The 12,789-nt window shown below is 74.2% G+C and carries 11 protein-coding genes, 1 rRNA gene and 1 pseudogene; 5 read left to right on the top strand and 8 right to left on the bottom strand.

What is annotated here, in order from left to right:
* Nucleotides 1-71: ribosomal RNA gene (gene rrf, locus RNC47_RS34520) — 5S ribosomal RNA — on the top strand; the annotation flags it as partial.
* Between the two features lie 92 nt (nt 72-163).
* Nucleotides 164-652: a GNAT family N-acetyltransferase gene (locus RNC47_RS34515; protein WP_311604636.1), complete on the top strand. Its 489-nt coding sequence runs from the start codon at nt 164-166 to the stop codon at nt 650-652.
* On the opposite strand, the gene RNC47_RS34510 is transcribed toward RNC47_RS34515, so the two are convergent.
* The 6 genes from RNC47_RS34510 to rsgA form a co-directional block, all read right to left on the bottom strand.
* Nucleotides 633-1,826 (bottom strand): type VI secretion protein, encoded by a 1,194-nt coding sequence (locus tag RNC47_RS34510; RefSeq protein WP_311604635.1) that lies wholly within the window; start codon nt 1,824-1,826, stop codon nt 633-635. The genes RNC47_RS34515 and RNC47_RS34510 overlap by 20 nt on opposite strands.
* Before the next feature lie 4 nt (nt 1,827-1,830).
* The gene (locus tag RNC47_RS34505) at nt 1,831-3,252 is read right to left on the bottom strand and encodes an ATP-binding protein (protein ID WP_311604633.1); all 1,422 of its coding nucleotides are present in this window, start codon (nt 3,250-3,252) and stop codon (nt 1,831-1,833) included.
* Nucleotides 3,253-3,316: 64 nt separating this feature from the next.
* Nucleotides 3,317-4,870 carry an SCO6880 family protein gene (locus RNC47_RS34500; protein ID WP_311604631.1) on the bottom strand — a complete coding sequence of 518 codons (1,554 nt, stop codon included), beginning with the start codon at nt 4,868-4,870 and terminating at the stop codon, nt 3,317-3,319.
* Nucleotides 4,867-6,180, bottom strand: a complete 1,314-nt coding sequence (locus RNC47_RS34495; RefSeq protein ID WP_311604629.1) for a hypothetical protein — start codon at nt 6,178-6,180, stop codon at nt 4,867-4,869. Before RNC47_RS34495 ends, RNC47_RS34500 begins: the two co-directional genes overlap by 4 nt.
* The gene (locus RNC47_RS34490; RefSeq protein ID WP_311604627.1) at nt 6,170-7,012 is read right to left on the bottom strand and encodes a hypothetical protein; all 843 of its coding nucleotides are present in this window, start codon (nt 7,010-7,012) and stop codon (nt 6,170-6,172) included. Before RNC47_RS34490 ends, RNC47_RS34495 begins: the two co-directional genes overlap by 11 nt.
* A 182-nt stretch (nt 7,013-7,194) precedes the next feature.
* Nucleotides 7,195-8,265: a ribosome small subunit-dependent GTPase A gene (gene rsgA, locus RNC47_RS34485; protein WP_311604626.1), complete on the bottom strand. Its 1,071-nt coding sequence runs from the start codon at nt 8,263-8,265 to the stop codon at nt 7,195-7,197.
* Nucleotides 8,266-8,546: 281 nt separating this feature from the next.
* On the opposite strand from rsgA, the gene RNC47_RS34480 reads away from it, so the two are divergent.
* Together RNC47_RS34480 and RNC47_RS37725 are read left to right on the top strand one after the other, a co-directional pair.
* Nucleotides 8,547-8,972, top strand: a complete 426-nt coding sequence (locus RNC47_RS34480) for a GNAT family N-acetyltransferase (RefSeq protein WP_311604625.1) — start codon at nt 8,547-8,549, stop codon at nt 8,970-8,972.
* 63 nt (nt 8,973-9,035) lie between these two features.
* Nucleotides 9,036-9,233, top strand: a pseudogene (locus tag RNC47_RS37725) (hypothetical protein); the annotation flags it as partial.
* Between the two features lie 30 nt (nt 9,234-9,263).
* On the opposite strand, the gene RNC47_RS34475 reads toward RNC47_RS37725, so the two are convergent.
* Both RNC47_RS34475 and RNC47_RS34470 read right to left on the bottom strand, forming a co-directional pair.
* Entirely contained in the window at nt 9,264-10,334 is a 1,071-nt protein-coding gene (locus tag RNC47_RS34475) for a sigma-70 family RNA polymerase sigma factor (protein WP_311604623.1), read from the bottom strand.
* A gap of 107 nt (nt 10,335-10,441) precedes the next feature.
* Complete coding sequence (locus RNC47_RS34470; RefSeq protein WP_311604621.1) at nt 10,442-11,023, bottom strand: hypothetical protein; 582 nt, start codon at nt 11,021-11,023, stop codon at nt 10,442-10,444.
* A 109-nt stretch (nt 11,024-11,132) separates the two neighbouring features.
* Here RNC47_RS34470 and RNC47_RS34465 point away from each other — a divergent pair, with 109 nt between their 5' ends.
* Nucleotides 11,133-12,650 (top strand): protein kinase domain-containing protein, encoded by a 1,518-nt coding sequence (locus RNC47_RS34465; protein WP_311604620.1) that lies wholly within the window; start codon nt 11,133-11,135, stop codon nt 12,648-12,650.
* The last annotated feature ends 139 nt before the right edge of the window (nt 12,651-12,789 follow it).

The raw sequence follows: 12,789 nt of genomic DNA, 5'->3' as shown, positions 1-12,789 counted from the left end.
CGGAAGCTAAGCCTGCCAGCGCCGATGGTACTGCATGGGGGACCGTGTGGGAGAGTAGGTCGCCGCCGGACAATTATTGAGTGTGTAGGGCTCGTTGGTTCGCCAACGGGCCCTACACGCGTTTGTGTTGCGGCCCGACTGGCCGGGTGGAAGCATCGGCCGCATGGCGTACACCATCCGGCGTTCATGCCGTGAGGACTGGCGGGAGTTCAGACAGCTGCGGCTCGCCGCGCTGCGTGATCCCGTCGCGCCGGTCGCGTTCTTCGAGCCCTACGAGGAGGCCCTGCAGCTGACCCGCGGGGAGTGGGAGCGCAGGGCCGCCGGGCGGGGCACGGTCGTGTTCGTCGGGGAGCAGGCGGACGGTGCCTGGGCGGGCATGGTCGGCGTGTACCGGGAGCCGCGCTGGGCGCAGGTCGTCGGGGTGTATCTGTTGCCTGAGCACCGCGGCACCGGCCTGGCGGCGCGGTTGATGTGGGCGGCGATCGAGTGGGCCGGCGCCCGCGAGGTGCGGCTCCGCGTCCACGAGTCCAACGCGCGGGCCGCCCGCTTCTACGCCTCGTTGGGTTTCCAGCCGACCGGCACGCGGGACACCGACCCCGACGACCCGTCGTTCGGCGCCTACGAGATGGTGCTCAGGCGCGCGCCTCGGTGACGTCGACGACGGTCAGTTGGGGATGGGCGGTGGCCAACTCGTCGACGAGGGCGCTGCGGAGGGCGGCGGTCTCCCGCTGGTCGCCGACGACGTAGAGGGTGCCGCCCTCGCCGGCGAGGTTGTCGAGGGCGATCGTGTCGACCCGGCCCGGGGTGCAGGACTGGCGGATGTGGAGCTGGTCGAGTCCGCCGAGGGCGCGGCCGATGAGCTCCAGGGCGGCGTCGCGGCGGCCCGGGTGCGCGGTGAGGGCGCTCTCCAGCTCCATGGAGGCGCCGCCCGCGGCGCGCGGGTGGGTGCGGAGGACCTTGCCGGGGGCGCCGGCCGAGCGGCCGCTCGCCCAGCGGTGGACCTGCTGGATGGGCTCGCCGGCCAGGGCGGCGGCGTGCAGGTAGCAGCGGAGAAGTATCTCGGCGGTCTCGGCGTCGAGCCGGAAGACGGGTTCGCTCGGGCGGACGGGGGCGAGCAGGGCCCCCGCCCTGCGGCGGGCCAGTGGCATGTCCTCGCAGCCGCGTTGCGGCGCCCAGCGCAGCCGGGTCGGGCTGTCCGTGGCGTGGCCCGGGTCGTAGACGTGCACGGGGCCGAGCTTGTCGCGTTGGCGGGCCGTCCTGGCCCAGAGGCGGCCGGTGGGGTCGACGACGACCAGGCCGGGCGGGGCCTGGAGGACGGCGGTGATCGGGTCCTGGCCTTCGCTGGACTCGACGGGGACGGCGACGGCCACGGCGGGGGTCTCGGGCTCGATGACGGGCGGCGCCGGTTCCGGTGCGCGCTCCACAGCGGGTGCGGGTGCGGGCGCCGGCTCCGGTTCGGCGGGGGGTTCGCGGTGCCGGCGGCGGGCGCGGAAGTGCGCGAGCCGGATGGAGATCCACAGGGCTGTGGAGAACAGGACGACGAGCTGGAAGAGGAACGTCAGCCACAGCAGGGCGGCGCTCGGCAGCGTCGCCGGGTCCGCGGCCGGCCAGGCGGCGGCGACGTCGCGCGGCGCGGTGAGGAACGAGCGGAGGGCGCCCGCGGTGCGCAGGAAGGTGACGCCGTCCGGCCAGGCGCCGTGCCGCAGCAGCCCGGCGAGGCCGGTGGCGGTCCAGACGAGGGTGGTGATGCCGAGGGCCAGGCCGAGGGCGCCGACGAGCAGCGCGTCGGGGACGCCGCCGCGGCGCTCGGGTGCGTCGTTGCTCATGGGCCTACCCGACGCCCTGCCGCTTCTCGAAGGACATCACGCGGGCCGCGGTCTCGGCCTCGTAGGCGTCGGTATCGGCGTCGATGTCGGTCAGCCCGTCGTCCGCCGGCAGCATGGCGGAGGACTCGGTCATGGCGCGGTCGGTGAAGACGAGGGGGCGTTCGGCCTCGGTGACCAGGTGCTTGACGACCTGGACGTTGCCGTTGACGTCCCAGACGGCCATGCCGGGGGTCAGGGTGGGGATGATCTCGACGGCCCAGCGGGGCAGGCCGAGGACCTGTCCCGTGGCGCGGGCCTCGTCGGTCTTCTGGGCGTAGATGGTGCGGGTGGAGGCCATCTTGAGGATGGCGGCGGCCTCCTTGGCCGCGGCGCCGTCGACGACGTCCGAGAGGTGGTGGACGACGGCGACGAAGGAGAGGCCGAGCCGGCGGCCGAACTTCAGCAGGCGCTGGAAGAGCTGGGCCACGGACGGCGAGTTGATGATGTGCCAGGCCTCCTCGACGAGGAAGATGCGCTTCTTCCGGTCGGGCCTTATCCAGGTGTGTTCGAGCCAGACGCCGACGATCGCCATGAGGATGGGCATGGCGATGGAGTTGCGGTCGATGTGCGAGAGGTCGAAGACGATGAGGGGGGCGTCGAGGTCGATGCCGACGGTGGTCGGGCCGTCGAACATGCCGCGCAGGTCGCCGTCGACGAGGCGGTCGAGGACGAGGGCGACGTCCAGGCCCCAGGCGCGCACGTCCTCCAGGGCGACGTTCATCGCGTCGGCGGACTCGGGCTGGGGGTGGCGCAGGCGCTCCACGATGTCGGTGAGGATGGGCTGCCGGCCGGTGACGTGCTGGTTGACGTAGGCGTGGGCGACCTTGAGGGCGAAGCCCGAGCGCTCGTCGAGGGTGCGGCCGAGGGCGACCTCGATGATGGTGCGGAGCAGGGCGAGCTGACCGGTCGAGGTGATGGAGGGGTCGAGCGGGTTGAGGCGGACGCTGCCGTCCAGCGCGGCCATGGGGTCGAGGCGGATGGGGGTGATGCCCAACTCCTCGGCGATCAGGTTCCATTCGCCGACGCCGTCCTCGCCCTGGGCGTCCAGGACCACGATCTGGCGGTCGCGGAAGCGGAGTTGGCGCAGGACGTAGGTCTTCTCGAGGGCCGACTTTCCGTTGCCGGACTCGCCGAGCACCAGCCAGTGGGGGGCCGGGAGTTGCTGGCCGTAGAGCTGGAAGGGGTCGTAGATGTAGCCCTTGCCCGAGTAGACCTCGCGGCCGATGATGACGCCCGAGTCGCCCAGCCCCGGGGCCGCGGTGGGCAGGTAGACGGCCTGGGCCTGGCCGGTCGAGGTGCGCACGGGGAGCCGGGTGGTCTCGGTGCGGCCGAAGAGGAGGCTGGTGAAGGCCTCGGTGATGACGCTCAGTGGATCGCGGGGCGGCATGGCGGCACCTCTTTCACGGTCCACGTCACGGGGTGTGTCACGGGGGGTGTCACCGGGAGGCGTGTCATCGCTTGATCCCGGTGGCGAAGGGGAGGGTGTTGACGAAGGCGCGGTGGTGCTCGCGGTCGCACCACTCCAGCTTGAGGTAGGACTTGCCGGCGGAGGCGCGGATGGTGCGCTTGTCCCGGGCGAGCGCCTCGGGGTTGGGCGAGGAGACGGTGAGGTAGCCGACGAGGTTGACGCCGGCGGCGCCGGTCGCGAGGTCGTCGCCGCGCTGGTCGACGCGGCCGTGGGCGGCGACGTCGCGCGGGTCGACGGTGCGGTTCATCTTGGCGGCGCGGGACGCCTCGGCGGCGTCGTTGGTCTTCTCGGTGAGCATGCGCTCGATGGCGATCTCGGTGGGCTCCAGGTCCATGCAGACGGCGACGGTGCGGATGACGTCGGGCGTGTGGACGAGGAGCGGGGCGAGGAAGTTGACCCCGACGGGGGTCATCGGCCACTCCTTGACCCAGGCGGTGGCGTGGCACCAGGGCTCGCGGGTGTCGGACTCGCGGGTCTTCGCCTGGAGGTAGGTCGCCTCGCGGGCGTCGAGCTCGGCGGGCCAGGCGTTGCGCTTGGACATGGCCTGGATGTGGTCGATGGGGTGGTCGGGGTCGTACATCGAGTGGATCAGGGAGGCGAGACGGGCCTCGCCGAGCGGTTGGCGGACGCGGATGTCGGCCTCGGTGAGGCGGGCGCAGATGTCGGCCAGTTCGCGGGCCATGACGACGGCGAGCGCCTCGTCCTGGGACATGCGGCGCCGGTCGCCCGTGGTGCGGGCGGCGCGGGCGATGGACTGCGCCTCGTTGCTGAGGTCGCGCGAGTGGTGCATGCAGGCGACGAGGTAGGCCCGGTGCTGCTCGCTGGAGGTGGAGACCATGGACTGGAGCTGGTCGTAGGAGTCCTGGATCCAACCGGGGGCGGTGGCGTCGCCGCGCTCCCGCACGTCGTTGGCGTGGGCGTCGGGGTCGGCGGGGAGGGTGCGGGCCAGCATCTGGAGGCGGGTGACGTGGCCGTCGCCGTTGGCCACGTGCTTGAGGAGGGTGCCGAAGCGCTCGACGAGGGCCTCCTGGTCCTCGCTGTCGCGCAGGCCGACGCCGGGGCCCTCGATCTCGATGGCGGCGGTGATGGTGCGCCGGTCGGTGTGGAGGAGGACGGCGAGCTCGTCGGGGCCGAAGGCGGTGGGGCACCATTCGACGCGGCCGACGCCGGGGGGCGCGCCGACGGCGACCTCGCGGCCGTCGAGGGTGATGCCGGCCTCGGGGGCGTCGGAGCGGTAGGTGGCGCCGCGGCGCTGGGTGCGCCTGAAGGAACGGTTGATCTCGAACCACCGGTAGAACGTGCGGCCGTTGTACGGGAGGTAGACGGCGGCGAGGGCGAGCATGGGGAAGCCGACCAGGCCGACGAGGCGGAGGGTCAGGGCGGGGATGAGGATGCCGCTCATCATGCCGAGGAAGGCGCCGGCGACGATGAGGGCGATCTCGCCGGCCTCGCGGTTTCTGCCGACGATGGCCTGTGGCCTGGCCCGGCCGATGAGATAGGTGCGGCGCCTGGTCAGGGTGTGGGGCGGAGTGGTCACCTGCTACCTCCTCGGTTGTCTGAGCCCGGGTTCCCCGCGCGGCTGGTGTTCGCTCCAGTCGATGATGAACCCGACTGGCCGGTACGGGAACTGTGAGCCGCGACTCCGCCGGCGACCGGGTTGGCGGGCCGCGGGCCCTGGCCGCCGCTGGCGGCCGCCGCTCCGGCGGCACCGCCGGCGGCGGCTCCGCCGCGGGCGCCGTGCGTGGACATGCCCTCGCGGACGAGGCTGGCCGGGGTGGAGACGGCGGCGCGGGCGGCGCGGCTGCTGGTGTCCTGGCGCATGGCGCGGTGGTTGACGATCTCGTCGCCGAAGCCGGGCACGAACCGGTAGATCATGGCGGAGGCGAAGATGGCCAGGATGATGATGGCGAGCCCGGAGACGATGGCCGAGACGGCGGTGGGGCCGTTCTCCTCGCCGCTGGTGAGGGCGGCGGCGAGGCCGAGGACGATCGCGATGACCGGCTTGATGAGGATGACGGCGATCATGATGCCGGCCCAGCCGCGGACGTGGCCCCAGAGGTTCTTGTCGACGAGCCCCGAGTAGACGGCGGTGCCGAGGAGCGCGCCGACGTAGAGCATGGCGGCGCGGATGACGAGTTCGAGGGCGAGGACGCCGGCGGCGAGGATGGAGATCAGGGAGACGACGATCAGCATGATCGGGCCGCCGCCGATGTCCTCGCCGGCCTCCAGGGCGGCGGCGAAGTCGCCGAAGAACGCGGCCGAGTTGTCGCCGGTGCCGGTGACGATGGCGTCGGTGACGTTGTCGGTGGCGGAGACGACGACGTAGAGGATGAGGGGCGTGAAGGCCGAGGCCATCACGGTGAGCCAGAGGTAGCCGATGGCCTCGGAGAGCGCGGTGGCGAAGGGGACGCCGCGGACGGCGCGCTTGACGATGGCGAGCAGCCAGAGGATGAGGGTGAGGACGGTGGAGGCGGCGAAGACGACGGCGTACTGGCGGAGGAACGAGGTGTTGGTGAAGTCGACGTTGGTGGTCGAGTTCACCAGGTCGGACAGCTCGTTGACGATCCAGGCGGCGGCGTCGGCGCAGCCGCGGGCGAGGGAGGACAGCGGGTCGAGGGCGCTGGTGGGGCTGTTGCCGCCGTCGCCGCCTCCGCCGTCCTCCGGGTTGCCCTCGCAGATCTCGCGGGCCTGGCCGCTGAGCAGGCCGCAGTCCTCGTCGGACTCGGCGGCGGCGGCGCGGGTGGCGAGGGCGGCGCCGAGGGCGAGGAGGCCGGCGAGGCCGCCGGTGAGGGTGGCGAGTCTGGCCGCGAGCCGCCCCGGGCGCGGGGGGCGGTGGTCAGCGCGCATAGGTGAACCCGCCGAACTGCTCGACCGCATCGGCCATCTCCTCTGCCGTTGATGCGCGTTGGTCCCGTCCGACCGGAGCGGGGCCTTCTTGCTCGTCGAAGGCGGTGATCTTCCAGTCCCCCTCGACCCAGACGAGGTCGTAGGTGGTGGTGTACCAGCCTTCGGTCACGGGGTTGCGCGAGTCGGCGCCGGCGAGGCCGAACAGGGTGGAGTACCAGACGGCGACGCGGGCGGTGTCGCCTTCGTACTGGACGGTGTTGGTGCCGACGGGGTTGACGCGGGCGACGAAGGTGGTGCCGGCGGGGGCGGCGCCGGCCTCGGTGAGGCCGATGCGGGTGAGGAAGTCGGGGTCGCTGTAGGTGCGCTCGTACTCGGCGGCCTGGGCGGCGGCGACCTCGGGCGCGTAGACGGTGTCGACGATGGTGGGGCGGCGCGTGGGGTCGAACATCTCGGTGCCGCCGAGGGCCACGGCGTAGTTGGCGGCGGCGCTCTGGGCGCCCTGCTCGGTCTGCGGGTGGCCGACGGGGATGCCGTTCGTCGAGGTGTCGACGGGGGGTTGGCCGCTGGGCGCGGTGGGCTGGGCGCGGTCGCCGCCGCCGTCCGTCTCGGAACTGCCGCCGCCTCCGCCGCCGTTGCCCTCGTCGCGGGTCTGGTTGGCGAAGACGATGGCGCCGAGCAGCAGCACGACGACGCCGATGACGGCGGCGAGGCCGCGGCCCGTGGAGGCGGGTTGGCGGCGGGTGGCCGGCTCGCGCTGCTCGGGCAGCCGGGTGCGGGTGCCGGCGGGAACGCCGCGGGCGCGCGTGTCGTCGTAGTCGTCGCCGTAGCTCATGTCGCGCCCCCTCAACCGGCTGCGAGTCTAGTACCTACCCCCTTGACGTTAGCGTCCTCAACTGACGTTCGGCCCCTGGGAATCCCCGGTTGGTGAGGGTGAAGGTGGCATGGACGTCGCATGGAGGCACGGTGAGGTGGGGGCGCCCGGGAGGTGCCGGTTCCCGGGCGCCCGACGGGCGGTCAGATCTGGGGCTTCCGGTGCTCGTAGGTGGCGCGGAGGTGGCGGGTGATGGCCTTGCGTTCCGCGGTGCGCCGGGCGCGGAGCCTGGCGTCGTCGCGGGAGGCGGCCCAGGCGGACTCGCGCAGCAGCTTGCGGTAGCTGACGAGGCGTCGTTCGGGCAGGGCGCCGTCCTCGACGGCGGCGAGGACGGCGCAGTCGGGTTCGCTCTGGTGGGCGCAGTCGGCGAAGCGGCAGTGGCGGGCGAGTTGGGTGATCTCGGCGAAGACCTGCTCGATGCCGTCGCCGGTGTCCTGGAGGCCGACGGAGCGCAGCCCCGGCGTGTCGATGAGGACGCCGCCGGTGGGGAGGGGGAGGAGTTCGCGGTGGACGGTGGTGTGGCGGCCCCTGCCGTCCTGGTCGCGGACGTGTCCGGTGGCGAGGAGGTCGGCGCCGAGGAGGGCGTTGCCGAGGCTCGACTTGCCGGCGCCCGAGGCGCCGAGCAGCACGACGGTGCCGGTGAGGACGGCGGTGAGGGTGTCGAGGCCCTCGCCGGTGGCGGTGCTGGTGAGGAGGACGTCGACGCCGGGGGCCAGGTCGGCGGTCTCGGCGAGGGTGTCGGCGGGGTCGGTGGTGGCGAGGTCGGCCTTGGTGAGGACGATGACGGGCCGGGCGCCGCTCTCCCAGGCGAGGGCGAGGAGTCGTTCGACCAGCCCGGGCGCGGCGCGGCCGGCGAGGGAGACGGCGATGGCGACGGTGTCGACGTTGGCGGCCAGGGCCTGGGCGTGGGAGCGGGCACCCGCGGAGGCGCGGGTGATGGCGGTGCGGCGGGGGAGGACGGCGGCCAGCTCGGGGGTGGGGCCCGGGCGCAGGGCGGCCCAGTCGCCGGTGCAGGGCGGGGCGGCGCGCTGGTCGGTGGTGGCGCGGACGGTGCCGGTGGTGGTGACGGCGGTGGCGTGGCCGCGGTCCACCCGGACGACGCGGGCCGGCTGGAGGCCGGCGGCCTGGTGGTCGGCGAACGCGGCGGCCAGGTCGGCGTTCCAGCCGTAGGAGGTGAGGGGGTGGGAGGGGGAAGGTGCCTGAGGCGAAGTCAACGTGAGGACCCTTGGGTGAAAGGTGGGGTCCGGTGGTGGCGGCTCAGGTGTGCTCAGCCGCGGCAGGCCGGGGCCCCGGACGGGAGGTTGGCTCGGGAGTCGCGCGCGGTGGCGACGGATGTCGCGGTCATCAACCTCACCTCCTTCTGGCGCCGGGTCCTGTCGTCTGGTGTGGGGAGGTTAGCAGCGGCGGCCCGGCGGGCGCAGCACGTTTTACGCGGGGCCGTCCGAGGGGCGGAACGCGCTGGTGGGGGCCGTGTGGGCGTGTTGGGATGGCCGGCATGGGAGAGCTGGACGTGCGGGCCGCGGTGCCCGCGGACGCCGCGGCCGTGCTGGCGTTCTGGCGGGAGGCCGCCGAGGGCGTGAGCATCAGCGACGACCTGGACGGGGTGGGGCGGCTGATCGCCAGGGACCCGGAGGCGCTGCTGCTCGCCGAGCGCGACGGGGCGCTGGTGGGCACCGTGATCGCCGGGTTCGACGGCTGGCGTTGCCACCTGTACCGGCTGGCGGTGGCGCCGGCGTGCCGGCGGCAGGGCGTGGCGACGGCGCTGCTCGCGGCGGCCGAGCGGCGGTTCGTGGCGCTCGGCGGGCGGCGGGCCGACGCCATGGTGCTGCACGGCAACGAACTGGCGCACCGGGCCTGGGACGCGGCCGGCTACCGGCGGCAGCCGGAGTGGGGCCGCTGGGTGAAGGGGCTCGCCGGCTGAGTCGGCGGGCGGACAGGCGGGCGGGCTCGATGAGTTCGGCTCGGGTGGCTGGTCTCCTTGGGTATGGGTGGCGTGGAGTTCGAGGTGTGGGGGCCGGTGGCGCGGTCCGATGTGCCGGGCCTGTGCGAGCGGTTCGCGGTGGCCGTGGCGGCGGGCGGCGGCGGCCCGGTGGTGGTGGACCTGCGGGCGCTCGACCGCCCCGGGCCGACGGCGGTGGAGGCCGTCAGCCGGCTGGCGCTGACGGCGCGGCGGCTCGGCTGCCGGGTGTCGTTCACCGGGGTGGACGACGGCTTACGGCGCGTGCTCGGCTTCCTCGGGCTCGCCGAGATCCTGTCGCCCGAGCTCGCCGGCCCCGGGGAACCGGGGGTCGACCTCGGTGCCCGGCGGCAGGCGGTCGGGGAGCCCGAAGAGCGGGAAGAACCGCTCGGTGTCGAGGAACGCGTTGATCCCCGTGACCCGGCCCGCTGAGATCTCCAGGACCTGAAGGGCCCAGGGCGCGTGGCCGCCGTCCGACGTCGGCCGGTACTGGCCGAAGGCGGGGCTGCCGTTGGCCCAGGTCGGTATCAGCCGGGAGCCGGCGCAGCCTATCCCGGGGCCCGCCATCCAGGCCCGCACGTCCTCCCGGCCGCGCAGCCACAGGTCGTAGGGCGGCATGGACAGGGTGGCGTCCTCGTGGAGCAGGGTGGTGAGCGCGTCGAGGTCGTAGCGCTCGAAGGCGTCCAGGTAGCGGGCGAGCAGCTCGCGGTGCTCGGCGGTGAGCGGCTCGGCCGGGTCGGCCGGTGAGGCGCCGGTGGCGGCGAGCGTGGCGCGGGCCCGCTGGAGGGCGCTGTTGACCGAGGCGACGGTGGTGTCGAGGAGCTCGGCGACCTCGCTGGCCTTCCAGCTGAGCACCTCGCGCAGGATGAGCACGGCGCGCTGGCGGGGCGCGAGGTGCTGGAGGGCGGCCACGAAGGCCAGCCGGATGGTCTCGCGGGCCTCGGCGGTCTCGGCCGGGTCGGCGGTGAGGGTGCGGCTGTCTGGCATGGGCTCGATCCAGGCGGTCTCGGGCAGCGGCGGGCCGAGCTCGGCGGAGGCGGTCGGGACGGGCGACGACAGGTCCATGGGGCGGGCCCGGCGGCCGGCGCCGCTCAGCATGGTGAGGCAGACGTTGGTGGCGATGCGGTAGAGCCAGGAGCGGAGCGAGGACCTGCCCTCGAAGCGGTCGAGGCTCCGCCAGGCCCGCACCATCGTCTCCTGCACCGCGTCCTCCGCCTCGAAGGCGGAACCGAGCATGCGGTAGCAGTGGGCGGTGAGCTCCCTGCGGTGCCGCTCGAGCTCCCGCTCGGTGGGCCGTTTCTCGCTGGTGGCGGTGGGTGTCGTCATGGCGTGCGCTCGCTTCCCTGGGGTGGCCGGGACGCTCGCCCGTCCATGTGCGGCCACCATAACGAGGGGGTCTGACAACGGCCGGGTTCCGCGGCGGCGAGCCGCCGTCAGCCGGCGAGCTCCCCGACGATGACCTCCGCCTCGGCGCGCGTGTAGGGGCCGCCGAGGCTGGCGGTGCCCTGCCGGTCCGGCCCGGCGAGCACGCCGGTGGACACCAGCCGGCCGCCGTGGACGAAGGCGAGCTGGCCACGCGGGTAGGGCTCGGACCGCACCCGCTCGGTCAGGCCACGCAGTTCGGCGACGTCCTCCGGACGGAAGGTGACGCGCACCGCCCACAGGTCGGCGACCGGCCCCGGGACGGCCTCGGCGTCGGCGACCTCCTCGACGGTGAGCCCGCCGTCGAGGTCGAGCGTCCGGCACAGGGAGGCGGCGGGGTCGTAGAAGGCGTCGGGCCGGCCCGCGGGGCAGGAGGGGGCGAACAGCTGGGAGGTGACCTGGGCGATGCGCAGCGGGTGGGCGGCGGGGGGCGGGTCGGTGAGCGGCGCGTTCCTGGCGAGGGTGACGGCCAGGAAGGACAGGGCGCCGCCGAGCACGCAGAGCGCCGCCGCGGTCAGCGTCGGTCCCGACGGGCGCGGACCGGCCGGGGGCGGTCTGTCCTGACGTGGGCCGGTTGGCGCGTCGCCGCTCATAACGGTCCCTCCCGTCCCCCTACCGGGGGCCCCTGTGCCGCATAAAGTTAGCGGTACCGGTGGCCTGTGCGCAGGCGGGTCGGAAGAACGGATGCAGGGGGTTCGTGGGATGCGTGACCGGGTGCTCGACGGCCGTTACCGGCTCGGGCGGCAGTTGGGTGCGGGCGCCATGGGCACCGTCTGGGAGGCGCTCGACCTGCGCCTGGAGCGGACGGTGGCCGTGAAGGTGGTCGGCTCCGTCGCCGTGGGCCGCGATCCACGGGCCCGGGAGCGGTTCGAGCGGGAGGCGAAGCTGCTGGCCGCGCTGTCCAGCCCGTTCATCGTGACCGTGCACGACGTGGGCGAGGCGCGGTTCGAGAACGACCCGGACCCGGTCCTGTACCTGGTGATGGAGCGGCTGCGTGGCCGCTCGCTCGACCAGGTGCTCGCGGACGAGCTGCCGCCGCTGGTGGAGGTGGCGCGCTGGGGCGAGCAGATCTGCCGGGCGCTGGCGGTGGCGCACGAGGCGGGCGTCGTGCACCGGGACCTGAAGCCGGCCAACGTGATGGTCGAGCCGGACGGTCTGGCCCGGGTGTTGGACTTCGGCATCGCCGCGGTGCTCGCCGAGTCCACCGACCACGCGCGGCTCACCTCGACGGGCGTGGTGGTGGGCACCCCCGCCTACATGTCGCCCGAGCAGATCGAGGGCCGGGCGGTGGCGGCCAACACCGACCTGTACGCGGCGGGCTGCCTGCTGTACGCGCTGACGACCGGCCGGCCGCCGTTCCACGGCGCGTCCCTCTACCAGCTGCTGCGGCAGCAGTTGGAGGAGACGCCGGTCGCGCCCGGCACGCTGCGGGCCGGGGTGCCACCCGAGTGGGACGATCTTGTGCTGTCCATGATGTCCAAGCGGCCGGACGAGCGCCCGGAGAGCGCGGAGGCGGTGGCCGAGCGGCTGCGGGACCTGTCCGGTCTTGTCGCCGGCACGCTGTCGGCGGCGCCGGTGGCCCGGCTGGACTACGAGCCGACGCGGGTGGACCCGCGGTCCGTGCTGCTCGCCGCCTGCCCGTGGGCCGCGGGCGGCCGGCTGCCGCTGGCCACCGGCCAGCGGATGCGGCTGGCCGACGTGCTGCCGGGTGGGGACGCCTTCCGGGTCGGCCTGCGGGGCGAGGCCCTGGCGGACGGCCCCGCGCTGCACGTGGACGCGAGCGCGCTGGTCCTCGACGAGGCGGGGCGGGTGCTGTCGGACGAGCACTTCGTCTTCTTCAACAACACGGAGCCGGCGGGCGTCGGAGTGCGTCTGGAGGGCGGCGAGTCGGAGGCGTGGTTCGCGGTGCGGCTGCCGGCGTTGCCGGCGGCGGCGGAGCGGGTGGTGTTCGCGCTGTCCGTGGACGAGGAGCGCACACCGGGGCGCGACCTGTCGGACGCGGGGCTGCTGCACACGCGGCTCGTCGACCCGTCGAACGACCGGGAGCTGCTGTGCTACGGCTTCCCCGCGGGGCCCGCGGGGGCGTCCGGGGTGCTGCTCGGCGAGCTGGTCCGCGAGGAGGACGGCTGGTGGTTCTCGGCGGCGAGCGTCGCCTTCGACGGCGGCCTGGCGGAGATCGCGGAGAGCCACGGCGTGGCGGTCGAGGCGGAGGCGACGTGACGGCTGCCGCCTTGGCGGCGTAGCCGCCTGGTGGCCGCGGTGCGGAGCCGCTGCGCGGTGCGGTGCCGCTGCGCGGTGCGGAGCCGCTGTGCGGTGCGGAGCCGCCGCGCGTCGCGGGGCGACGGGGTTGTCCCCCACC

The organism is Streptomyces millisiae (assembly GCF_031845425.1).
Lineage (GTDB): Bacteria > Actinomycetota > Actinomycetes > Streptomycetales > Streptomycetaceae > Streptomyces > Streptomyces millisiae.
The sequence above is the reverse complement of the archived record's forward strand: the minus strand, read 5'-3'. Positions and strand labels throughout refer to the sequence as shown.

Excerpts from the sequence above, each read along its gene's own strand:
- RNC47_RS34515 (WP_311604636.1), top strand. The coding sequence starts at position 164 with ATGGCGTACACCATCCGGCGTTCATGCCGTGAGGACTGGCGGGAGTTC.
- RNC47_RS34510 (WP_311604635.1), bottom strand. The coding sequence starts at position 1,826 with ATGAGCAACGACGCACCCGAGCGCCGCGGCGGCGTCCCCGACGCGCTG.
- RNC47_RS34505 (WP_311604633.1), bottom strand. The coding sequence starts at position 3,252 with ATGCCGCCCCGCGATCCACTGAGCGTCATCACCGAGGCCTTCACCAGC.
- RNC47_RS34495 (WP_311604629.1), bottom strand. The coding sequence starts at position 6,180 with ATGCGCGCTGACCACCGCCCCCCGCGCCCGGGGCGGCTCGCGGCCAGA.
- RNC47_RS34490 (WP_311604627.1), bottom strand. The coding sequence starts at position 7,012 with ATGAGCTACGGCGACGACTACGACGACACGCGCGCCCGCGGCGTTCCC.
- RNC47_RS34480 (WP_311604625.1), top strand. The coding sequence starts at position 8,547 with ATGGGAGAGCTGGACGTGCGGGCCGCGGTGCCCGCGGACGCCGCGGCC.
- RNC47_RS34475 (WP_311604623.1), bottom strand. The coding sequence starts at position 10,334 with ATGACGACACCCACCGCCACCAGCGAGAAACGGCCCACCGAGCGGGAG.
- RNC47_RS34470 (WP_311604621.1), bottom strand. The coding sequence starts at position 11,023 with ATGAGCGGCGACGCGCCAACCGGCCCACGTCAGGACAGACCGCCCCCG.
- RNC47_RS34465 (WP_311604620.1), top strand. The coding sequence starts at position 11,133 with ATGCGTGACCGGGTGCTCGACGGCCGTTACCGGCTCGGGCGGCAGTTG.